This is a genomic window from Streptomyces cinerochromogenes (assembly GCF_014648635.1).
Taxonomy (GTDB): Bacteria; Actinomycetota; Actinomycetes; order Streptomycetales; family Streptomycetaceae; genus Streptomyces; species Streptomyces cinerochromogenes.
This window is the reverse complement of the sequence record NZ_BMRM01000001.1, coordinates 276602-299330: the sequence shown is the minus strand read 5'-3', so window position 1 is coordinate 299330 and position 22729 is coordinate 276602. Positions and strand designations below refer to the sequence as shown.

The 22729-nt window shown below is 72.8% G+C and carries 17 protein-coding genes; 7 read left to right on the top strand and 10 right to left on the bottom strand.

The annotated features are described in order from the left end of the window. Positions 1 to 11 precede the first annotated feature (11 nt). Positions 12 to 992 (bottom strand): metal ABC transporter substrate-binding protein, encoded by a 981-nt coding sequence (locus IEZ20_RS01290; RefSeq protein WP_189294184.1) that lies wholly within the window; start codon positions 990 to 992, stop codon positions 12 to 14. A gap of 160 nt (positions 993 to 1152) precedes the next feature. On the opposite strand from IEZ20_RS01290, the gene IEZ20_RS01285 reads away from it, so the two are divergent. After that, positions 1153 to 2535, top strand: a complete 1383-nt coding sequence (locus IEZ20_RS01285) for a glycine--tRNA ligase (RefSeq protein ID WP_189294183.1) — start codon at positions 1153 to 1155, stop codon at positions 2533 to 2535. A 67-nt stretch (positions 2536 to 2602) separates the two neighbouring features. On the opposite strand, the gene IEZ20_RS01280 is transcribed toward IEZ20_RS01285, so the two are convergent. Further along, complete coding sequence (locus IEZ20_RS01280; protein WP_189294182.1) at positions 2603 to 3646, bottom strand: chitinase; 1044 nt, start codon at positions 3644 to 3646, stop codon at positions 2603 to 2605. A gap of 186 nt (positions 3647 to 3832) precedes the next feature. Between IEZ20_RS01280 and IEZ20_RS01275 the strand changes: the two genes are divergently transcribed. Further along, entirely contained in the window at positions 3833 to 4843 is a 1011-nt protein-coding gene (locus IEZ20_RS01275) for an aldo/keto reductase (RefSeq protein WP_189294181.1), read from the top strand. A 25-nt stretch (positions 4844 to 4868) separates the two neighbouring features. Continuing rightward, positions 4869 to 5459, top strand: a complete 591-nt coding sequence (locus IEZ20_RS01270; protein WP_189294180.1) for a TetR/AcrR family transcriptional regulator — start codon at positions 4869 to 4871, stop codon at positions 5457 to 5459. Between the two features lie 33 nt (positions 5460 to 5492). On the opposite strand, the gene IEZ20_RS01265 is transcribed toward IEZ20_RS01270, so the two are convergent. Next, positions 5493 to 6923, bottom strand: a complete 1431-nt coding sequence (locus IEZ20_RS01265) for an MFS transporter (RefSeq protein WP_189294179.1) — start codon at positions 6921 to 6923, stop codon at positions 5493 to 5495. A 201-nt stretch (positions 6924 to 7124) separates the two neighbouring features. Between IEZ20_RS01265 and IEZ20_RS01260 the strand changes: the two genes are divergently transcribed. Continuing rightward, the gene (locus IEZ20_RS01260; RefSeq protein WP_189294178.1) at positions 7125 to 8003 is read left to right on the top strand and encodes a helix-turn-helix transcriptional regulator; all 879 of its coding nucleotides are present in this window, start codon (positions 7125 to 7127) and stop codon (positions 8001 to 8003) included. 10 nt (positions 8004 to 8013) lie between these two features. Here the strand turns inward: IEZ20_RS01260 and IEZ20_RS01255 are convergent, their stop codons facing one another. The 4 genes from IEZ20_RS01255 to IEZ20_RS01240 form a co-directional block, all read right to left on the bottom strand. Then, positions 8014 to 9543: an AMP-binding protein gene (locus tag IEZ20_RS01255; RefSeq protein ID WP_189294177.1), complete on the bottom strand. Its 1530-nt coding sequence runs from the start codon at positions 9541 to 9543 to the stop codon at positions 8014 to 8016. Between the two features lie 93 nt (positions 9544 to 9636). Continuing rightward, positions 9637 to 10524, bottom strand: coding sequence for a LysR family transcriptional regulator (locus tag IEZ20_RS01250; protein WP_189294176.1), 888 nt, complete (start codon positions 10522 to 10524; stop codon positions 9637 to 9639). Positions 10525 to 10624: 100 nt separating this feature from the next. Next, positions 10625 to 12085 carry an MFS transporter gene (locus IEZ20_RS01245; protein ID WP_189294175.1) on the bottom strand — a complete coding sequence of 487 codons (1461 nt, stop codon included), beginning with the start codon at positions 12083 to 12085 and terminating at the stop codon, positions 10625 to 10627. A 44-nt stretch (positions 12086 to 12129) separates the two neighbouring features. After that, positions 12130 to 13611, bottom strand: coding sequence for an MFS transporter (locus IEZ20_RS01240; RefSeq protein ID WP_373303874.1), 1482 nt, complete (start codon positions 13609 to 13611; stop codon positions 12130 to 12132). A 101-nt stretch (positions 13612 to 13712) separates the two neighbouring features. Here IEZ20_RS01240 and IEZ20_RS01235 point away from each other — a divergent pair, with 101 nt between their 5' ends. Together IEZ20_RS01235 and dusB are read left to right on the top strand one after the other, a co-directional pair. Further along, the gene (locus IEZ20_RS01235) at positions 13713 to 14699 is read left to right on the top strand and encodes a helix-turn-helix transcriptional regulator (RefSeq protein WP_189294174.1); all 987 of its coding nucleotides are present in this window, start codon (positions 13713 to 13715) and stop codon (positions 14697 to 14699) included. A gap of 53 nt (positions 14700 to 14752) precedes the next feature. Next, positions 14753 to 15886, top strand: coding sequence for a tRNA dihydrouridine synthase DusB (gene dusB / locus IEZ20_RS01230; RefSeq protein WP_189294173.1), 1134 nt, complete (start codon positions 14753 to 14755; stop codon positions 15884 to 15886). Positions 15887 to 15889: 3 nt separating this feature from the next. Here dusB and IEZ20_RS01225 read toward each other — a convergent pair whose 3' ends face one another. From IEZ20_RS01225 to IEZ20_RS01215, 3 genes are all read right to left on the bottom strand, one after another. Further along, entirely contained in the window at positions 15890 to 17614 is a 1725-nt protein-coding gene (locus tag IEZ20_RS01225; RefSeq protein WP_229895830.1) for an alkaline phosphatase family protein, read from the bottom strand. A gap of 73 nt (positions 17615 to 17687) precedes the next feature. Continuing rightward, positions 17688 to 19625 carry an amylo-alpha-1,6-glucosidase gene (locus IEZ20_RS01220; RefSeq protein WP_189294172.1) on the bottom strand — a complete coding sequence of 646 codons (1938 nt, stop codon included), beginning with the start codon at positions 19623 to 19625 and terminating at the stop codon, positions 17688 to 17690. Next, on the bottom strand, positions 19622 to 21139 hold the full coding sequence (locus IEZ20_RS01215) for an MGH1-like glycoside hydrolase domain-containing protein (RefSeq protein ID WP_189294171.1): 1518 nt from the start codon (positions 21137 to 21139) through the stop codon (positions 19622 to 19624). Before IEZ20_RS01215 ends, IEZ20_RS01220 begins: the two co-directional genes overlap by 4 nt. 120 nt (positions 21140 to 21259) lie before the next feature. Here IEZ20_RS01215 and IEZ20_RS01210 point away from each other — a divergent pair, with 120 nt between their 5' ends. Next, on the top strand, positions 21260 to 22480 hold the full coding sequence (locus IEZ20_RS01210; RefSeq protein WP_189294170.1) for an ROK family transcriptional regulator: 1221 nt from the start codon (positions 21260 to 21262) through the stop codon (positions 22478 to 22480). The last annotated feature ends 249 nt before the right edge of the window (positions 22481 to 22729 follow it).

Below are 22729 nucleotides of genomic sequence, written 5' to 3'. Positions count from 1 at the left end.
CTCTTCTCCCCTCACCGGGCGCCCAGTGCCTGCTGGAGCGCCTTGAGGTTGGCGTCCTGGACGGCGAGGTAGTCCTTGCCGCGGGACGCGTCGGTGATGCCCTCGATCGGGTCGAGGACGTCGGTCTTCAGGCCCGCGTCCTTCGCGAGGGTCTTCGCGGTCCTGTCGCTGACGAGCGTCTCGTAGAAGACGGTGGAGACGCCGTCGGCCTCGGCCGTCCTCTCCAGGTCCCTGATCCGGGCGGCGCTCGGCTCGGACTCGGGGTCGAGGCCGCTGATGGCCTCCTCGGTGAGGCCGTAGCGCTCGGCGAGGTAGCCGAAGGCGGCGTGCGTGGTGAGGAAGACCTTGCTCCTGGTGTGCGCGAGGCCGTCCTTGAAGCGGGTGTTCAGCGCGTCCAGCTGCTTGACCAGGGCCGCGGTGTTCTTCCGGTAATCGGCCGCGTGCTCGGGGTCGGCCTTCTCGAAGGCCTTGCCGACGCCCTCGGCGACCTGGGCGTAGCGCACCGGGTCGAGCCAGATGTGCGGGTCCTTGCCGGCGGCTTCCCCGCCCTCGTGGCTGTCGTGCCCGGCCGCGTGGCCGCCGACCTCGGTGCCGTGCTCCTCCAGCGTGGTCAGGGAGGCCGCGTCGATCTTCGTCCCGACCGGGGACTGGGCCACCGCGTCGTCGACGGACGGCTGGAGGTTCTTCAGGTACAGGACCGCGTCGGACTCCTGGAGCGCCGCGATCTGCCGGGGGCTGATCTCCAGGTCGTGCGGCTCCTGGCCGGGCGAGGTGAGGGTGGTGACGTGGACGTGGTCCCCGCCGATCCGCTCGGCGAGGAACTGCAGGGGGTAGAACGACGCGACGACGTCGAACTTGCTCGTGTTGGCCGCGACCGCCTTGTCGCCGGAGCAGGCCGAGAGCGTGCCGACGCCGAGGGCGGTGGCCACGGCGACCGCGGCGGCGGGTATGAGGCGGTGCGCGCCGGACCGGGCGCGTCGTCGTACGTTCATGACAGTCATTTTCAACAAACATGGAAACCGTTGTCAACAACGCTCGTCAGGCGGTCCGGACAGGGGCCGATTTGGTCGTGGGGGAGCCTGCGCCGGTAACCTGAATCATTCGCTGGAAGCATCTCGCTTCAACGCCCGTCGTCGTAATGAAGAGAGCACCGTGGCCGCCGACAAGATCGACACCATCGTCAGCCTGAGCAAGCGCCGTGGCTTCGTTTTCCCTTGCAGTGAGATCTACGGCGGACAGCGTGCCGCCTGGGACTACGGACCGCTGGGTGTCGAGCTCAAGGAGAACATCAAGCGCCAGTGGTGGCGCTACATGGTGACGTCCCGCGAGGACGTCGTCGGTATCGACTCGTCCGTCATCCTGGCTTCCGAGGTCTGGGTGGCCTCCGGTCACGTCGCCACCTTCACGGACCCGCTGACCGAGTGCACCTCGTGTCACAAGCGGTTCCGCGCGGACCACCTGGAAGAGGCGTACGAGGAGAAGAAGGGCCACGCCCCGGCGAACGGCCTCGCGGACATCAACTGCCCGAACTGCGGCAACAAGGGCCAGTTCACCGAGCCCAAGCAGTTCTCCGGCCTGCTGTCGACGCACCTCGGCCCGACCCAGGACTCCGGCTCGGTCGCCTACCTGCGCCCCGAGACCGCCCAGGGCATCTTCACCAACTTCGCCCAGGTGCAGACCACCTCGCGCCGCAAGCCGCCGTTCGGCATCGCCCAGATGGGCAAGTCGTTCCGCAACGAGATCACGCCGGGCAACTTCATCTTCCGCACCCGCGAGTTCGAGCAGATGGAGATGGAGTTCTTCGTCAAGCCGGGCGAGGACGAGCAGTGGCAGGAATACTGGATGGAGCAGCGCTGGAACTGGTACACCGGCCTGGGTCTCCGTGAGGAGAACATGCGCTGGTACGAGCACCCGAAGGAGAAGCTCTCCCACTACTCCAAGCGCACCGCCGACATCGAGTACCGCTTCCAGTTCGGCGGCTCGGAGTGGGGCGAGCTGGAGGGCGTCGCCAACCGCACCGACTACGACCTCTCCGCGCACTCCAAGGCCTCCGGCCAGGACCTCTCCTACTTCGACCAGGAGGCCGGCGAGCGCTGGACGCCGTACGTCATCGAGCCGGCGGCGGGTGTCGGCCGCACCATGCTGGCCTTCCTCCTCGACGCCTACGTCGAGGACGAGGCGCCCAACGCCAAGGGCAAGATGGAGAAGCGCACGGTGCTCCGCCTGGACCACCGCCTGGCCCCGGTGAAGGTCGCCGTCCTCCCGCTGTCCCGCAACCCGGAGCTGTCCCCGAAGGCCAAGGGCCTCGCCCAGGCCCTGCGGCAGAACTGGAACATCGAGTTCGACGACGCGGGCGCCATCGGCCGCCGCTACCGCCGCCAGGACGAGATCGGTACGCCGTACTGCGTGACCGTCGACTTCGACACCCTCGAGGACAACGCCGTCACGGTCCGTGAGCGCGACTCCATGAAGCAGGAGCGCGTGTCCCTCGACCAGATCGAGGGCTACCTGGCCAGCCGCCTGGTCGGCGCCTAGTCACAGCCCCGGATGCCGGACGGGCCGAGCGAGTCGGCCCGTCCGGCATCCGTGTGTCCGCGCCCGGTCAGCGCTCCTGGAGCGCCCTGACGTTGTCGCCGAAGGTCCAGTTCCTCGCGCCGTCCCAGTTGACCGACCACGTCATCAGGCCCTTGAGCGCTGTGCCGTAGTGCTTCCAGGACTGGGAGACCAGGGACGGGGTCATGTAGCCGCCGCCCGCGCCGGACTGGGCGGGCAGGCCCGGGACCTGCTTGTCGTACGGCACCCTGATCGTCGTGCCCTGCACCACCAGGCCCTTGTCCAGGCAGTCGGTCTGGGCGGTGAAGCCCTGGACGGTGCCGGCCGCGTAGGAGTCGCCGGAGCAGCCGTACATGCTGCCGTTGTAGTACTGCATGTTCAGCCACCACAGCCGGCCGTTGTCCGCGTACTTCTTGATGACGGGCAGGTACGCGCCCCAGATCGAGCCGTAGGTCACGCTGCCGCCGGTGACGTACGCCGTCTCCGGCGCCATCGTCAGGCCGAAGCCGGACGGCATCCGGGCGAGGATCCCGTCGATGATCCGGATCAGGTTGGCCTGGGACGTGGAGAGCTGGTTGACGCTGCCGCTGCCCACCAGCCCCGTCTCGATGTCGATGTCGATGCCGTCGAAGTTGTACTGCTTCAGGATCGGGACGATCGTCGCCACGAACCGGTCGGCCACGGCGGAGGACGACAGGTCGATGCCGGCCGCCGCACCGCCGATGGAGAGCAGGATCGTCTGCCCGGACGCCTTGGCCGCGCACATCTCGGCGGGCGTGGCCACCTTCACGCCGGCGTCCATGCCGTCCTCCCACAGCGCCGTCCCGTCGGAGCGGATCACCGGGAAGGCCGCGTTGACGACGTTGTACCCGTGGGCGGCGATGCGGGAGTCGGTGATCGGCGTCCAGCCGAAGGGCGGGTGGACGCCGCTCGTGGCGCCGTCCCAGTTCTCCCAGTAGCCCTGGAGCACCTTTCCGGCCGGCCTCGGTTTCACCGCGCAGGTGTCGGCGGCGGACGCGGCGGGTGCGGTGGCGAGGCCCAGGGGGACGAGGAACACCGCGGTGAGCGCGGTGACGAGCAGACGTCTGATCATGCGAGGCCTCCCGGTGGGGGTGCGGCGAGGTGTCGTAGGCATGACAATGCTCTGGTCCAGACCTCTCGTCAATAGGTCTGGACCAACCTGCCAGTCGGGGGGGCGTCCAGGGGGTGACATCCACGAGGTGACAGCTATGGAATGACAGATATTGAAATCTGTCATTCGTCATGGCAGGCTGGAGCCATGACGACGCGAACCCGCACCCTCGGAACCACCGGCCCCCAGGTCTCCGCCCTCGGCCTCGGCTGCATGGGCATGTCAGGCATGTACGGCGACGCGGACCGCCCCGAGTCGATCGCCACCCTCCACGCCGCCCTGGAGGCCGGCGTGACCCTGCTCGACACCGGCGACTTCTACGGCATGGGCCACAACGAACTGCTGATCGCCGAAGCGCTGCGCACCGCCCCGGCCGCCTCGCGGGAGAACGCGGTGCTGAGCGTGAAGTTCGGTGCCCTGCGCGACCCGGACGGCGGCTGGTCCGGCTTCGACGGCCGCCCGGCCGCCGTGAAGAACTTCGCCGCCTACTCGCTGCAGCGCCTGGGCGTCGACCACATCGACATCTACCGCCCCGCCCGGCTCGACCCGGACGTCCCCATCGAGGAGACCGTCGGCGCGATCGCCGAACTGGTCGAGAAGGGCTGGGTCCGGCACATCGGACTGAGCGAGGTCGGCGCCGACACCATCCGCCGGGCCGCCGCCACCGCCCCGATCGCCGACCTCCAGATCGAGTACGCGCTCGTCTCCCGCGGCCCCGAGCGGGAGATCCTGCCCACCCTGCGCGAGCTGGGGATCGCCGTCACCGCATACGGCGTGCTCTCCCGCGGACTGATCTCCGGCCACTTCACCCCCGACCGGCAGCTGGCCGCGCACGACTTCCGCGCCCACTCGCCCCGCTTCCAGGGCGAGAACCTCCGGCACAACCTCACGCTCGTCGATTCCCTGCGGAAGGTCGCGGAACAGAAGGGCGTCACCGTCGCCCAGATCGCCATCGCCTGGGTGCTCTCCCGTGGCGAGGACATCGTGCCGCTGGTCGGCGCCCGCACCCGTGAGCGGCTCGGCGAGGCGCTGGGCGCCCTGGACGTGACCCTGGACGCGGCCGACCTCGCCGCCATCGAGAGCGCCGTACCGGCGGACGCGGCGGCCGGCGACCGCTACGCCGCGGAGCAGATGGCCATGCTCGACAGCGAACGGTGAACACCGCGCCGGGTACCGTCTAGGCATGCCACCGACCAGCGAGATCCTGACCGCCGAGCGCATCCTCGAAGCCACCGAGGAGGTGCTGCGCCGCCACGGCCCGGCCAAGGCCACCGTGGTCGACGTCGCCCGCGCGCTCGGCGTCAGCCACGGCAGCGTCTACCGGCACTTCCGCACCAAGGCCGCGCTGCGCGAGGCGGTCACCAAGCGCTGGCTGGACCGCACCTCGGAGCGGCTCGCCGGGATCGTCACGGCCGAGGACCGCGACCCGGAGCAGCGGCTGCGGGACTGGCTCGCCGCCCTCTTCGCCGCCAAGCGGCACAAGGCCGGCGACGACCCCGAGCTGTTCGCCACCTACACCGTCCTGGTCGAGGAACTCGGCGGTGTGGTCCGCGAGCACATAGCCGATCTCACCGGCCAGCTCACCCGGATCGTCGCCGCCGGCACGGAGACGGGCGCCTTCCGGGTGACCGACCCCGCCGCCGCGGCCCGCGCCGTCTTCCAGGCCACCGGCCGCTTCCACGACCCGTGTTACGCCCGCGAGTGGACCGCCGCCGGCGTCGACGAGGAGTTCACGGCGGTGGTGGACCTGCTGGTGCGGGGGCTGAGGGGCTGAGGGGACAGGGGGTCTCCCGGCCCGGCGGGGCCGTCACCCCGGGACGCGGGGCAAGCGCAGGCTCAGCAGTCCCGTCAGCACCGGAAGGCCCAGCTGCACCAGCAGCGTGACGAGCAGCGCGTCCCGCATGCCCAGGTGCGGCACGAGGGTCAGGAACAGCGTGCCCAGCGTGGCCACGCCCAGGGCCAGCGCCGACTGCTGCGTGGTCACCATCACCCCGCTGCCGACGCCGGCCCGGGCGGGCGGCACCTCGGACAGCACGATCCGCATCACGTTGGGCAGCTGGAGCGCCTGACCGGCACCGGCCACCGCCGTCCCCGGCAGCAGCGCGAGGACGTCCAGCCGCGGCCAGTCCCGCCACACGGTCAGCAGGATCAGCAGCAGGCCCACACCCTGGAGCACGGCCCCGGCGGTGACCACCCGGGTGCCGTGGCGGGCGATCAGCCGGGGCCCGGCCAGGGAGACGAGCAGGTACGCCACCGCCATCGGCGCGAGCGCGAGCCCGGCCGGCACCGGACCGAGCCCGGCGCCCTGCTGCAGGGCCAGCGCGATCATGAACATGAACCCGCTGAAGCCGATGGAGAACGGCAGCAGCAGCTCCAGACCGCGCCGCATCGACGGCACCCGGAACAGGCTCGGCGGCACCAGCGGCGTACGCCCCGACCGGTCCGCCCGCCGCTCCACCACCCAGAACGCGCCCGCCGCGCACGGGAACGCGGCCAGCGACAGCCACGTCCACAGCGGCCAGCCCGCGGCCCGGCCCTCGGTGAGCGGCACGAGCAGCGTCAGCAGCGACACCGCGAGCAGCACCGTGCCCGGCCCGTCCACCGGCTCCGGGTGCTGCGACCGGGTCTCCGGCACGTACCGCGCGGCCAGCGCCAGCCCGACGACCACGACCGGCACATTGACGAGGAAGATCGCCCGCCATCCGGTGCCGGCGACATCGGCGGCGACCAGCACCCCGCCGAGTATCTGCCCCGCCACCATGGCCAGCCCGGCCGTGGCGCCGTACAGGCTCATGGCCTTCGCCCGGCGCGCGCCGCTCGTGGCGGACTGGATGGTGGCGAGCACCTGCGGCAGCATCGCGGCGGCCGAGGCGCCCTGCGCGACCCGGGCCGCGACCAGGCTCCAGGCGCCGGGCGCGAGCCCGCAGGCCAGCGAGGTGAGTCCGAAGGCGGCCATTCCGCCGAGGAACAGCCGCCGGCGGCCGAACAGGTCCCCGAGCCGCCCGCCGAGCACCAGCAGCACGGCGTACGCGACCCCGTACCCGGCGACGACCAGCTCCAGCACGGCCTCGCCCGCGGCGAGATCGGCGCCGATGGCCGGCAGGGCCACGTTGACGATGAAGAAGTCGACCAGCGGGAGCGCCGCGGCCAGCAGGACGGTGAACAGCCCGGGCCCGCCGAGCGCGGGCGGCGCGGCCGCCGGACGGACGGCCGGGACGGTGACGGTGGTTTCCCTCATGCCCCCGAGCCTGCGGGACCGCCCAGACGGGTACCAGAGTCTCCCTCTCCTGGTACAAGAACTACCCGGCAACAGGCTGACCCCGCCCGGCCGCCGGCCGGCCCCTGCCCCGGCCCTGTGGCCCAGCCTGGTGGCGAGGCGCCGTCATCCTGGTACCAGGAGCACCTGGAAACAGGATGCCCGGCGCGGCACCCTGGCCCTATGACGACCACCGTCCAGGAGACCGCCCCGCCGCAGCGGGCCCGGGGAGCGGCGATCCGCCGGCACGAGCTGGCCGCGTTCCTGCGCAGCAGGCGCGAGCGCATCACCCCGGAACAGGTGGGCCTGCCGCGCGGCACCCGCCGCCGTACCCCCGGGCTGCGCCGCGAGGAGGTCGCCCAGCTCTCCGCGGTCGGCGTCACCTGGTACACCTGGCTGGAACAGGCCCGCGACATCCAGGTCTCCGTGCAGGTCCTGGACGCCCTCGCGCGCGCCCTGCGCCTGGACGCCAGCGAACGCGCCCACCTCTTCCAGCTGGCCGGCACGACCGACCCGACCCCGGCCGCGAACTGCCCGAGCATCACCCCCGCCCTGCGCGAGATGCTGACCCGGCTGGAACCGATACCGGCCTGCATCCAGAACAGCCGGTACGACATCCTCGCCTACAACCGCACCTACGGCCGTCTCCTGGGCGACCTGGACGCGGTCCCGCCCGAGGACCGCAACTGCATGCTCCTCGTGCACACCCACGAGGAGTGGCAGGAGGCGGTCGTCCACCTGGAGGAGACCCAGCGCCTGATGGCCGCCCGGCTGCGCGCCGCCCTCGCCGGACACCTCGGCGAGCCCGCCTGGAAGATGCTCCTGAAGCGACTGCAGGAGTCGGCCGCGTTCCGCGAGAACTGGCAGCGCTACGAGGTGGTCGCCACGCGCTCCCGGTACAAGGAGTTCCGCAACCCCTACGTCGGTCTCCTCACCCTGGAGCACACGGACCTGTGGCTGTCCCCCGAGTCGGGCGCCCGGATGGTGACGTACACCCCGAGGGACGAGGTGACCCGGGAGCGGCTGGAACGGCTGTACGCGCTCGCGTGCGGGGCCCGCTAGCTCACCCGGCTCAGCCGGACAGCCGGGACCGCAGCAGCTTCTTGTCCGGCTTGCCCGCCGCCGTCAGGGGGATCTCGGGGAGCAGGTGCAGGGCGTCGGGGGCGTAGAGGCGTCCCTTACGGGTGGTGACGAAGTCACGGATGCCCTCCAGGGACGGGCGCCGGCCGGGCGCGGGCACCACGGCGGCGTGGACGTGCTCCACCGACTCCTCGTCCCGGACGCCGTACACCGCGCAGCGGGCCACGTCCGGATGGCCCAGCAGCAGCTCCTCCAGCTCCGCCGGATACACGTGACCGCCGACCACCACGATCATGTCCTTGATCCGGTCCACGATGTAGAGGTAGCCGTCCTCGTCGAGATAACCGACGTCACCGGTGTGCACCCAGCCGTCCCGCAGCACCTCGGCGGTCAGCTCGGGCTGCTTCCAGTAGCCGGACATCACATAGGGCGAGCGCACCTGCACCTCGCCCCACCGCCCGGGCGGCAGGGTCGTACCGGCGGTGTCCCGGACGGCGATCTCCACACCGGGCAGGGCCCGGCCGACCGTCAGCTGCCCGCCGGCGCCGGTCACCTCCAGGTCCCCGGGCCCCGACGCCGTGATGTGCTGGGCCTCGGCCTGCCCGTACAGGCCGTACAGCACGGGACCCAGGACCTCGGCCGCCTGCCGCATCCGGGCCGGTGACGCGGCGGTGCCGCCGTAGCTGATCCGGCGCAGGCAGGACAGGTCGGTGCCGGGCAGGTCCGGGTGGTCCAGCAGCCGGTAGAGCAGCGGCGGCAGCAGCCAGGTGTCGGTGATGCGCTCGCGCTCGATCGTGGCCAGCACGTCCCCGGGATCGAACCCGTGCCGCAGGACCACCGAGCCGCCCTGGAGCAGGGCCATGTCGGCGAAGATCCCGGCGAGGTGGGCGAGGGCGGTGCAGGCGAGGTAGCGGGGCGGCGGCGTACCGGCGTCGGCGGTCTGCCGGTCCAGGGCGATCCGGTAGGAGCCGTGGCTCATGCGGATGCCCTTGGGGATCCCGGTCGTCCCGCCGGTGTGCCGGATGCACCAGTCGTCGTCCGGGCGCACCCGTCCGCTCATCGGCCGGGCCGGTCGGCGAGCGGCCCGGGCCAGTACGTCCTCGGCGAACCCGCCGGGCCCCAGCGAGAGCGTCCCGGGGATGCCGGGTGACACCTCCCGGGCCGTCCCGTGCCCCTGGTCGTCCACCAGCAGCAGGGCGCAGTCCACGCTCTCCAGCACGCGGGCCATGACGGGCGGGCTCATCCCCTCGTAGAGGGAGACCACGCGGGCACCGGCCAGGTTGGCCGCGTACCGGGCGATCAGGGCCTCGGCGGTGTTGCCGGTGAGCAGGCCGACGGTGGTGCCGCGGCCCACCCCGCGGTCCGCCAGTTCCCCGGCGAGCCGGAGGACCTGGTCCCGTAGCTCCGCCGCGCCGATCACCCGCCCCTCGGCGGTCGTGACGACCGCCCGGGCCGGCTCCACGCCCAGAGCGTCCACCAGGACCTCCACGTAACTGCGGAAACCGGCCTCGCCGTACTCCATCCCGCTCTCCTCCACCCTGACTCGGAACCGCTGGACGCCGCCGACGCTACTGTCCGGCCGCTCATGCCTTCCACGACCGGTTCCGCCATATGCTCATGGCGCTTTGGGCATGAACTGTTCCTCGGCCAGTCGGCGGAAGTCCCGGGCGGCGGGGGAGAGATAGGCGTTGTCGCGCCACACGAGGGTCAGGATCCGGTGGCAGTCGTCGGCGTCCAGCCGCACCCAGGCGACCAGGCCGTCCCCGCCGAGGGCCCGCCGGGCGACGGCCGGCATCAGCCCGACGCCCAGCCCGGCGCCGATCAGCCCCGGAGTGGCGGCGGCCTCGTCCCCCTCGCAGACGACGCGCGGGGTGAGCCCCTCCCGCGCGAACAGCCGCTCCAGAAGAGCCCGTTGCCAGTGCCCGGTCCGCGTGCTGACGAAGTCCTCACCGGCCAGCTCGGCCACCGCGACACGCTCCCGCCCGGCCAGCCGGTGTCCCGGCGGCACGGCCAGCAGCACCTCCTCCCGCACCAGCTCCACCGCACACAGCCCGGGCCCGGCCAACGGCTGCGACGCGATGGCGAAGTCCACCTCGGCCGCCCGCAGATGCTGCCGCATGGACTCCACCGGTGCCTGGAACAGGCGCACCTTCACCCCGGGCCGCAGCTCCCGGAAGGCGGACAGCACACCCGACAACTGCAGCAGCGTCTCGGCGGCCACGGCGACCCGCCCCGGCCCCGTCCCCGCGGCATCGGCCAGCTCGCGCCGTCCGTCGTCGAGTTCCGCCAGCGCCCGCTCGACCCGTGCCAGGAAGGCGGCGCCGTGCTCGTTGAGCCGTATCCGACGCCCCTGCCGGTCGAACAGCGGCGTCCCCAGCTCGGCCTCCAGCCGGATGATCGTCCGGCTCACCGAGGGCTGCGCGACACGGAGTTCCGCGGCGGCCCGGCTGATGTGCTGGTGGCGGGCCACGGTCTGGAAGTAGCGGAGGGAGAGGAGATCCATGGGGGCAGTGTCGCCCGGCGTGGCGGGCGGGCCGGCCCTGGCTCCGAACGGAGGCGTGCCGTCGTCGGACAGCACGCCCCGGGCCCCTGGCGGGCGGCCCCTACGCCCGCTCCGCGCCCCCGGCCACCCCCACGGCCTCCCGGATCTCGCCCGCCTCCAGGCTCTCCGCCGTCCGTTCGGCGGTGCGGCGGGCCCAGCGGCCGCTGGTCAGGAGGCCCAGGACGAGGACGGACAGGCCGCAGGCGGTGAGGATCCACCAGCCGGGGCGGGCTGCCGGGACGAAGGCGTGGCGGTACGGGGACGAGCCGATGCCGGAGGCCAGGACGGCGCCGACCACCGCGACGCCGAGGGTCTGGCCCAGCTGCCGGCTGGTGGAGGCGACGGCGGCGGCGACTCCGGCCTGGGCGCGGGGCATGCCGGAGACCGCCGTGTTGGTGATCGGCGCGTTGACGAAGCCGAAGCCGATGCCGAAGAGGACGTAGCCGAGCAGCAGGGTGGAGTTCGTCGTCTCCGCTTCGAAGGCGGCGAAGAGCACGCTGCTCGCGGTCATCGCCGTACCCGCGATCAGGAGGGGCAGGCGCGGGCCGCGGCTGCCGACCAGGCGGCCCGAGAGCGGGGCGCACAGGAACGTCGGTACGGCCATCGGCAGCATCCACAGGCCCGCGTGCAGGGCGTCGAGTCCGCGCACGTTCTGCAGGTACAGGGTGGAGAGGAAGAGGAAGCCGCCGAGGGCCGCGAACGCGCTGATCGCGATCATCGTGGCGCCGCTGAACGGTGCCGAGCGGAAGAAGCGCAGCTCGATGAGGGGTTCCTGGCGCCGGGGTTCGTACCGGAGGAGAGTCAGGAGGGCGGCCGCGGCGATCACCGCGAACGGTGCCACCGGGGCGGCGCCCGACTCCGGCGCCTCGATGATCGCGTACGTCAGCGAGCCGAACAGGGCGATCACCAGCAGCTGCCCGACCGGGTCGGGGCGGCGGGCCCGGGGTGCGCGGGACTCGGGGACGAAGCGGAGGGTGAGGAGGAGGGCGGCGAGACCGACGGGCAGGTTGACCCAGAAGATGGCGCGCCAGCCGACCGACTGCACCAGCAGGCCGCCGACCAGGGGGCCCGCCGCCATGGAGATGCCGACCACCGCGCCCCACACACCGATCGCGCGGGCGCGTTCGCGGGGGTCGGTGAAGGTGTTGGTGATGATCGACATGGCGACCGGGTTGAGCATCGAGCCGCCCACCGCCTGGACCATGCGGAACACGATGAGCAGTTCCAGGTTCGGGGCGAGGGAGCAGAGCAGGGAGCCGACGGTGAACACCGTCAGGCCGGCCATGAAGACGCGTTTGCGCCCGATCCGGTCGGCCGTGGAACCCGCGAGCATCAGCAGCGAGGCGAGGACCAGCGTGTAGGCGTCGATCGTCCACTGCAGGCCGGAGGTGGTGGCGTGCAGGTCGCGCTGCATCGAGGGCAGGGCGACGTTCAGCGCGGTGTTGTCGAGGCTCACGATGAGCAGGCTCATACAGCAGATCGCGAGCACGAGCAGGCGTCGGCGAGGACTCAACTCGGGCATGGTCCCATCCTACGCCCAACTCAATAGTGCGTCTAACTAATGAGTCATACATGATCCTCCGCCGGACGACCGGAGGAGCGGGCCGGGCCCGGTGCGGAACGGGTCGGGCCCAGTGCGGAACGGGCCGGTCCCAGTGCGGCCAGCGCCGCGAGGCCCGCCGCCTGCACCGCCAGCACCACCGCCAGCGCCTTCCGCATCCCCGCTCCCGGCACCAGGGACAGGAACAGCGAACCCAGCGTCGCGACCCCGACGGCCAGGCACGACTGCTGGAGCGTGGCCGCCAGCCCGCTGCCCGCGCCCGCCAGCCGGTCCGGGATCGCCGCCAGCAGGAAGCGGAAGTACAACGGCAGCTCAAGGCCCTGGCCCACCCCGCACAGTGCCAGTCCGGGGGCGAGCGCGAGCGGGCTCAGGCGCGGCCACGGCCCCAGCAGCGCGGTCGCCGCCAGGGTCGCGAGGCCCGCGATGTGGACGACCGCCGCCAGCGTCACCGCGCGCCCGCCGAACCGCCGTACGGCACGTGGCGCCAGCATCGACGCGGCGAACTGCGCCACCCCCATCGGCACCAGCGTCAGCCCCGCCCGCAGCGCCCCGTACCCGAGGCCCTGCTGCAGCGTGACCGCCGTCACGAACATCCAGCCCGCGAAGCCGACGAACACCGGCAGGCCCAGCAGCAGCCCCCGGCGCACCTCGCCGGCCGCGAGGAGCGACGGCGGCAGCAGCGCGCCGCCCGTCGTACGTTCCACCCGCCGTTCCACGACGTGGAAGGCCACGGCGATGAGCGGTGCCGCGCACAGCAGCCGCACCGACCACACCGGCCAGCCCGCCGCCCGGCCCTCGGTCAGCGGCAGCAGCAGCGCGGTCAGCGCCGCCGCCAGCAGCGCCGTACCGGCGAGATCGGCGCGCGCCGGCCGCTCCGCCCGGCTGTCCGGCACCGAGCGCAGCGCACAGCCGAACGCGGCCACCGCCACCGGCACGTTCACCAGGAACACCGCGCGCCAGCCGGTGCCCGCGGGATCGGCGGCGACCAGCACCCCGCCCAGCACCTGCCCGAGCACGACGGACACCCCGCCCACCGAGCCGTACAGGGCGACCGCGCGGGCCCGGCGCTCCCCGGACGTCGTGGCGTGGAGGGTGGCCAGCACCTGCGGCAGCAGCGCCGCCGACGCGGCACCCTGTGCCACCCGCGCGGCCACCAGCCACCAGGCGCCCGGCGCCAGCCCGCAGGCCAGCGAGGTCAGCCCGAAACCGGCCACCCCCCACAGGAACAGCCGCCTCCGGCCGTACGAGTCCCCGAGCCGGCCGCCGAGGACGAGGAGCACGGCGTACGCCACCGCGTACCCGGCCACCACCATCTCCAGGGTGGCCGGGGGTGCGTGCAGGTCCCGTTCGATCGTCGGCAGCGCCACGTTCACGACGAAGAAGTCGATCATCGGGAGCGCGGTGCCGAGGAGCAGGGTGAACAGGCCGAGGGGGCTCAGGGCCGCCCGGGACGGGGCGGCGGTCATGGGCGAGGTCGTCGTGGTCACGCCACGACCCTGCGGCAGGCCCCAGCCGGGTACCAGGCGGCGGTTGTCCAGGTACCGGCACCAACTGGAACGGGGTGACGACCGGACGGCACCCTGGTGCCATGACCACCGCAGCGCCCGAGCAGACCGAGGGGACCGACGAGACAGCCGAGCAGGAGCCGTGGGCGGCCCGGACGCCTGAGCCGTCCGAGGTGCCGCGGGCGTCCGGGACGACCGGGGTGAGGCCGGCGCCCGCCGAGCGGACCACCGTGATCCGGCGGCGGGAACTGGCCGCCTTCCTGCGCAGCCGGCGCGAGCGGATCACCCCGGAGCAGGTGGGCCTGCCCCGCGGCCCCCGCCGCCGTACCCCCGGGCTGCGCCGCGAGGAGGTCGCCCAGCTCTCCGCGGTCGGCGTCACCTGGTACACGTGGATCGAGCAGGCGCGGGCCGCCCACGTCTCCGCGCAGGTACTGGACGCCGTCGCCCGCGCCCTGCTCATGGACCCCACCGAGCGCGCCCACCTGTTCGCCCTCGCCGGGACCGCCGACCCGCGCACCGAGGCCGAGTGCCCGGTCGCGTCGAAGACCGCGCTGAAGGTCGTTCAACGCCTCGCCCCCTACCCGGCCTCCCTCCAGAACGCCCGCTACGACGTCCTCGCCGCCAACCGCCCCTTCGCCCAGCTCTTCGGCGACCCCGCCGTGCTGCCCCCGGCCGACCGGAACTGCCTGTGGCTGCTGACCACCAGCGAGCGCTGGCGGCGGGACTTCCTGGACCGGGACGAGATGCTGCGGGACCTCATCGCCAAGTACCGGGCGGCCATGGCCGAGCATGTGGCCGAGCCCGCGTGGAAGCAGCAGCTGAACCGGCTCCTCGGGGTCTCCGCCGAGTTCCGCGAGCTGTGGGAACGGCACGAGGTGGCGCCGATGTCCCCGCACGTCAAGCGGTACCGGCACCCGGTGGTCGGGCTGGTCCGGCTGGAGCACCGGAACATGTGGCTGGCCCCGCAGGCCCCGGCCCACCGGGTGGTCGCCTACCTGCCCGCGGACGAGGAGAGCGAGGAGCGGCTGGAGCGGCTGGCCGAGCTGCCGGACGAGCGCCCGGCCGGGTGAGGGACAATGGAGCCTTGCCCCTGCCGCCGTAGATCCGTCCCGGAGCCCTGACGATGACCCACCCGCTCTCCATCGGACCGCACGCCGTGACGCCGCCCGTCGTGCTCGCACCCATGGCGGGGATCACCAACGCGCCCTTCCGCACCCTGTGCCGGGAGTTCAGCGGCGGCAAGGGCCTGTTCGTCAGCGAGATGATCACCACCCGGGCGCTGGTCGAACGCAACGAGAAGACCATGCAGCTGATCAGGTTCGACGCGAGCGAGCAGCCGCGCTCGATCCAGCTGTACGGCGTCGACCCCGCGACCGTCGGCAAGGCCGTCCGCATGATCGCGGAGGAGGGCCTGGCCGACCACATCGACCTGAACTTCGGCTGCCCGGTGCCCAAGGTCACGCGCAAGGGCGGCGGCTCGGCGCTGCCGTACAAGCGGAACCTGCTGCGGGCCATCCTCAGGGAGGCCGTGAGCGGTGCCGGTGACCTTCCCGTCACCATGAAGATGCGCAAGGGCATCGACGACGACCACATCACCTACCTGGACGCCGGCCGCATCGCCGTGGAGGAGGGCGTGACGGCCATCGCCCTGCACGGTCGTACGGCCGCCCAGCACTACGGCGGCACCGCCGACTGGGACGCCATCGCCCGGCTGAAGGAGCACGTGCCGGAGATCCCCGTGCTCGGCAACGGCGACATCTGGTCGGCCGAGGACGCGCTGCGCATGGTGCGGGAGACCGGCTGCGACGGGGTCGTGGTCGGCCGTGGCTGCCTGGGCCGGCCGTGGCTGTTCGCGGACCTGGTGGCCGGGTTCGAGGGGCGTACCGAGGACTACGTACGGCCGACCCTGCGGGAGGTCGCCGACGTCATGGTCCGGCACGCCACGCTGCTCGGTGAGTGGAGCGGCGACGAGTCCAAGGGCGTGGTCGACTTCCGCAAGCACGTCGCCTGGTACCTGAAGGGCTTCGCGGTCGGCTCCGAGATGCGCAAGCGGCTCGCGATCACGTCGTCCCTTCAGGAGCTGCGGTCCGGCCTCGACGAACTGGACCTGGACCAGCCGTGGCCGTCCGGCGCGGAGGGCCCGCGCGGGCGTACGTCCGGCAACAACCGGGTGGTGCTGCCGGACGGCTGGCTGAAGGACCCGTACGACTGCGCGGGCGTCACGGAGGACGCCGAACTCGACACGTCGGGCGGGTGACCGTCAGCCCTTCCTCGGATGCGGAGCAGAGCCGTAAGCCCGCAGGAAGCGGTCGCGGAAGGAGCTCATCTTCCAGACCGGGGCGTCGTGGGCGGGGCGGAGGCCGTCCGTCCAGTTCCAGTCGGCGATGTGGTCGAGCAGCTTCGGGTCCTTGGCGACGATCGACACCGGGACGTCGCGGCTGGCGTGGTTGCCGCTGACGCGCGCGATGGGCTGGTGGTCGCCGAGGAAGACCAGGACGGTGTCCTTGGTGCCGTAGCGCTCCAGCCACTCGGTCAGCGCGGTGACCGAGTACTGGATCGACTTGCCGTACTCCTCCCGGGACCTGGTGCTGTCGGCGATGACGTCCTCCGCCTTGTTGCCCGCCGCCTCGATGCCCTTGAAGACGGAGCCGTCGCCGAGCCGGTCCCAGCCGACCATCTTCGGGATGGGCGCCCAGGGCTGGTGGCTGGAGGTCAGGATGAGCAGGGACATCCGCGACCTGCCCTTGGCCGGCGGCTTGCTGTGCACCCGTTCCTGGTACTGCTGGAGCGCGTACTGGTCGGGCATGGTCGACCAGCTGAACTTGGGGCCCCGGTAGCCGAGCTGGAAGGCGTTGTACACCTTGTCCAGGCCGTACCACTTCTGCTCCGGCCACCCCTTCTGCACCCCCGGCATGACCCCGACCGTGTCGAACGCGCCGGTCTTCCGGAACGCCTCCGTCAGGCTGAGGTGGTCGCTGGCCATGACCGTGCGGTAGCGCTGCTGGTTGCTGATCCACAGGCCCGACATGGTGGTGGAGTGACCGAGCCAGCTGCTGCCGCCGTAGGTCGCCGAGGTCAGCCAGCCGCTCTTGGCGTGGAAGCCGGCCTTGGCCAGGGCCTTGGTGCGGATGTCGAGGGTCCGGTCGACGCCGGGCGCCATGACCGGGTCCTCGATCGCGCTCCGGCCGTAGCTCTCGATGAAGGTGAAGACCACGTCCTTGCCGCGCAGATCGGGGACCAGCTGGCTGCCGGGCGTGTTCCCGAACGCGTCGACCCGGGCCACCTTCTCGAACTCGGCCTCGTCCTCCAGCGTGTCCGAGACCCGGCGGGCCTGTGCCTTCAGCGCGGTCGCGGTGCGGTCGGAGGCGAGCGGCACACCGGCCATCTGGAGGCCGAGGGAGGAACAGGTGATCCAGACGACCCCGGCGACCAGCGTGCCCCGCGTCGCGGCCTGGGGGTGGCGGGCGAGGAGGTTGCCCAGCCGGACCACGGACAGGGCCAGCAGCACGCACAGCAGCAGGATCAGGGCGATCACCCCGGCCACCGCGGCGATCGTGGTCGTACGGCCCAGGGAGTCCTCCAGGTACGACTCCGCGTCGCCGAACAGGCTCCAGTCCAGTACGACGTTGAAATCGCGGCCGAGGTACTGGTTGAACCCCATGTCCAGCGCGTTCAGCACGGTCATGATCCCGAGCAGCACCCCGGACACCGCCGCCACCACCACCCGGGGCCGCCGCGGCAGCGCGAGCAGGACGGCGGCCCCGATGACCGCTTCCGCGGGTATGCGGAAGAACTTCGCGGGCCCCAGCCGGACCACCGTGGCGGGCATCACCAGCGCGGCGACGACGAGGGCGGCGGCGAGGACGGTGACGGTGACGGACAGGGCCTGAACGGCGGTGGGGTACCGCTCCCGCCAGCGCTGCCTGGACACGGGCGCGGTGACCTCGTCGGGGACGGTCTCCTCGGCTGACTGGAGCGCACTCATGCCCTCCCGTACGGCCCGCGGGAAACCACCGTTCAGGACGGCCGGGCAAACAGCTGGTCAATCCCCCGGCACCTCAGGCGCCTCCCACCGCCGTCAGCAGCGCCAGGGGTGCCGCCGCCGACCGGGCCTCCCTGCCGCACGCGTGCGGGTACGGCACCGGCGAGCCCTGGGGGGTGCGGCCGTAGCCCGCCAGGACCTCCGGCAGTCGGTGCCCGCCCCTCGTCGCCGCGTCGACCAGCGCGTGGGCGACCGTGCGGGCCTCGTCGTGCAGCCCGTACCGGGCGAGCCCCAGGGCGATCAGGGCGTTGTCGTGCGGCCAGACCGAGCCGCGGTGGTAGGAGAGCGGGTGGTACGCCGGCTGTCCGGCGGCGACCGTGCGGACGCCCCATCCGGAGAAGAAGTCCGGCTCCAGCAGCCGTCGGCCCACCACCTCGCCGTACTCCTTGTCCAGCAGCCCCGACCACAGCAGGTGTCCCGCGTCGGAGGCCAGCGCGTCGATCTGCCGGCCCCGGTCGTCCAGCGCCAGCGCCGGGAAGGACTGCTCCCGCATCCAGAAGTCCCGCTGGAAGCGGTCCCGGAGGTCGGCCGCCGCCTGCTCCAGTAACGCGGCGTACGTCTCGTCCGCCCACACCGACCGCGCCACCCCCGCCGTGCGGCGCAGCGCGTCGTAGGCGTAGCCCTGGGCGCCCGCCGCCATCACCGCGCCGGTGGGCCGGGTGCCGTCGGCGCAGCAGATCGCGCCAGGGGAGTCCTTCCAGTTCTGGTTGGCGAGGCCGCCCTCGTCGGCACGGTAGACGAGGTAGCCGCGCGAGGTGAGGCCGCCGTGGTCCAGCATCCAGCCGATCGCCGCGCGGGCGTGCGGCTCCAGGCGGCGGGCCAGGTCCGTGTCGCCGGTCTGTTCGACGTAGGCGCCGAGCAGGACCAGGAAGAGCGGGGTGGCGTCGACCGAGCCGTAGTAGCGGCGGAAGGGCACCTGGCCGAAGTGGGCCAGCTCGCCGTGCCGTACCTCGTGCACGATCTTGCCGGGCTGGGCGACCGGGGCGCCGCCGGTGCCGGTGGCCTGGGTGGCGGCGAGCGCGGGCAGGGTGGCGGCGGCCAGCCCGGGGCGGTACGGCAGGGCGAACAGGGAGGTGAGGAGCGCGTCGCGGCCCAGCAGGGTGAGGAACCAGGGCGCGCCCGCCGCCGGTACGCGCAGCTCCTCGCCGTCCGGTCCGGTGGCCGGTACCTGGAGCGCCGCGAGGTCGGCGAGGCCCCGGGCGCAGGCGGCGGACAGCTCCGGCCAGCCGGTCGGGAAGGCCACGCCCTCCATGAACTCGGCTTCCCGGTCGAGGAGTTGCCCGTGCACGGCGGCGGGGTCGCGGGGCACGCGCAGGGCGCGCTTCTCGCCGTGCGGGCGGGCGATCACCCGCAGCAGCAGCTCGGTGGTGCCGTGCGGGTCGAGGTCGAGGCTCCACACCAGGCGGCGGGCGCCGGTGCCGGTCTCCTCCACGGCGTCGGGGGCCGGGTCGGCGGTGATCGTCGTACAGGAGCGCCACTCCGCGCGCCGGTAGGTGAACTCGATGCCGTCGTCGAGGACCTCGCGGGAGCGTACGGCGCCGGCCTTTATGTAGGTGCGGTGGTCGGAGCGGAGTTCGAACTGGTCGGTGAAGTCGGCGTCGACGGTGAGCGCGAGCCGGACGGTGGTGGGCACCGGCCGGTTGCTGGTCACCTTGACCGATTCCACGAACGAGCTGTCGCCCACGGCCTGTTCCCGGAACAGGGTGTGGGCCGGGGGCTCCTGCCGGCCGCCGCGCGGGACGAGGACGCAGCGGGCCGCGTCCCCGTCCGTGACCGGGGTGAGCACCTCGGGCACCGCGCCGTCGACGGTGAGCTGCCAGCGGCTGAGGTGCCGGGCGTCCCGGACGAACAGCCCGTCCGGGGTGCCGCCGCCTCGCACCCCGCTGATGTCGCCACGGTCGCCCACGGCGGCGAAGGTGGCGCCGTGCACGAGCAGATGATGCCGGTCCGTCATCCCCGGTCCCCTCCTCTGTCACTCCTGTCGAACGGTGCGCTGTCCGTGGGGGGTACGTCTCTTTGTGGGCTCTTGTCCAAGCCTTGTGAGTTCTTGTCCGGCCGTTGACGCTGGGGGGCCCGCTCTTGACGCTTCGGCGGTGCGGGCCGCTGGTGGTGCAGGTCGAGCGCGAGGGCCGCCGTCCAGCTGAAGCCGGTGGCGCCGCAGGCCTCGCCGGTGAACGGGTCGACGTACTCGGCGAAACCGGTGGCGGCGGCGAGGTCCAGCACCGCCTCCCGCAGGGCGTCGGCCCGCTCCCGCTCGCCGTGGGTGCGCAGTCCCCGCTCCAGCAGCCAAGCGGTGTTGAACCAGGCCGGTCCGCGCCAGTAGCGGTGCGGGTCGAAGGCCTCGCCGAGGAGGTCGTAGCTCGCCGGCAGCCGGGTGCGGCCGCCGAGCGCGAAGTGCGGGCCCGTCAGGGTGCGGACGAGCGCGGCGGCGATGTCCCGGGGCAGTCCGGGCAGCAGCAGCGGGACCAGGCCGGAGACGCTGCGCTCGAAAACCGGGCCCGCGCCCCGCAGGTCCCGGCACAGGAACATCCCGGCCTCCGCGTCCCACAGCCGTTCCACCAGGGCCGCCGTCAGCCGTTCGGCGCGCGCGTGCCGGGCCGAGCCGGCCGCGCCCAGCTCCCCGGCGATCCGGGCGAGGGCGTGCTCGGAGGCGATGAGGAGCGCGTTGAACGCCGGGTCCTCCACGGCGAACCGCCCGGTCCCGTCGGCGTATCCACCGTCCCGGTAGTCGGCGGCCAGCCGCACGTACCGCCCGTAGTCCAGGTCCGTCGGCCGGTCCTCGGCGGCGCCGTGGTGAAGGTCGGCGCGCCGGAAGGAGCGGGCCGGGGCCGGGGCGATCCGGGCCAGCGGGGCGTCCCAGCAGGGGCTGTTGTCCATGCCCTGCTCCCACGGATGGACCACGGACGCGAGTCCGCCGCCGCCCAGGTCCCGCCGGTGCAGCAGGTACCGGTGCCAGGCGGCCAGCCGCGGGTACAGGCGGGCCAGGAAGCCGCGGCTCCGGGACAGCTCCGGGTCGGCGCGGTGGACCAGCCAGGCGGCCAGCGCGTGCACGGGTGGCTGCACGATGCCGGAGGTCTGTACGGTGCGCGGGGCGCCCGCGGTGCGCCCGGCGGTGGAGGAGCGCCAGAAGTCGGGGCTCGGGAAGTACGCGTCGAGCGGGACGGAGGGGTTGAACACGATGTGCGGGACCCGGCCGTCGGCCCACTGGGCCGCGAGCAGCGTCTCCAGCTCCGTCTGGGCCCGCAGCGGGGAGATGTGCCGCAGCCCGATGGCGACGAACGCCGAGTCCCAGGACCACTGGTGCGGGTACAGGTTCCGGGACGGCACGGTCGAGCCGCCGGTCCAGTTCGCCTCCAGCACCGCGGCGGCTCTGACGTGCAGGGACGCCGTGGTCGCCGGTGCGGCCGGTGGATCGTATGCGATCTCTCGCTTCGTGGGACGGGCAGTGAGCTGGGCAGTGCGATCCACTCGGGGCTCCCCGAAGACGTCCGGCCGGCCGGGTTTGGCGGCGGCCACCGTAGGGTTACGTCTATTTAACACGCAAAACCCACTATGTAATGCAGGCTTGAGGAACACAAGGGGGTGCGCATGACGGGACGTCCGGGAAGGACCGGCAAGGGCGGAAACCAGGCCGGGGCCGGCGATCTGCTCGAACTGGTGCGCAGCGGGCGGGCGGTGACGCGTGGCGCGCTCCAGCAGGCGACCGGGCTCTCCCGGGCCACCGTCGGCCAGCGCCTGGACCGGCTGTTCCGGGCGGGCTGGCTGCGCGAGGGCGCCGGCGGCCCGGTCGGGTCACCGCTCGGCGGACGCCCCTCCATCACCCTGGAGTTCGACGACTCGCACGCGGTGGTCCTCGCCGCCGACCTGGACACCCGGCACGCCCGTGCGGCCGTGCTCTCCCTGACCGGGGAGATCCTCGCCGAACACGGCGGCACGCTGGTGGTCGAGGACGGCCCGGACGCCGTCCTCGGCGAACTCGGCCGCTGGTTCGCCGAGTTGCTGGCCAAGACCGGGCACCGGGGCGGGGAGGTCTGCGGGATCGGGCTCGCGGTGCCGGGCCCGGTGGACAGCGAGAGCGGCCGCGTGGTCCAGCCGCCGATCATGCCGGGCTGGGACGGCTACGACATAACGGGCAGGCTCTCCCGTGCCTTCACCGAGCACACCGGCGCGCCCGCGGTCCCGGTCCTGGTCGACAACGACGCCAACCTCATGGCCTACGGCGAGCAGCGCACCGGGCACCCCGACTGCACGGCCTTCGTGCTGGTGAAGGTGTCCACGGGCATCGGCGCCGGGGTGGTCGTGGACGGCTCGATCTACCGGGGCGTCGACGGCGGCGCCGGCGACATCGGGCACATCCGCGTCGGTGCCGACGCGCTGTGCCGGTGCGGGTCGTACGGCTGTCTCGCGGCGGTCGCGAGCGGCGGCGCCGTGGCCCGGCGGCTGGCCGCGTCCGGGGTGCCGGCCGCCTCCGGCTCGGATGTGCGGGACCTGCTGGCCGCCGGGCACCCGGAGGCCGCCGCGCTGGCCCGGGAGGCCGGGCGCACGGTCGGGGACGTGCTGGCGACGGTGGTGACCCTGCTCAACCCGGGCGTGCTGATGATCGCGGGCGACCTGGCCGGTACGCCCTTCCTGACCGGGGTGCGCGAGCTGCTCTACCAGCGGGCGCTGCCCCGCTCCACGGCCCACCTGGACGTCGTCACCTCCCGGCTCGGCGACCGGGCCGGGCTGGTCGGCGCGGGCGCGCTGGTGGTGGAGCACCTGTACGCGCCGGACCGGGCGGAGGAGCGGTTGTCGGAGATGGGCGTCTGACGCCCGTGTTCCGGTCCTGGAACCGGTCCGCGGGAGGGTCCGCATGGTGAAACGGGGCGGTCTGTGGCAGCGTGATTCTCGCCACCCTTGATAAGGGTCGCGCTCAGATGAGCGAATCGAGCACGACTGCACTTCCTCAAGGGGTGGCACTCGGTGCCACCCCTTGATCGTTCATCGACCGAAATCAGTCGTGCTGGAGTCCGCTCATCTGAGCGGAAAACCGCACCTGTGGGCGCGCTTGTCTTCAAG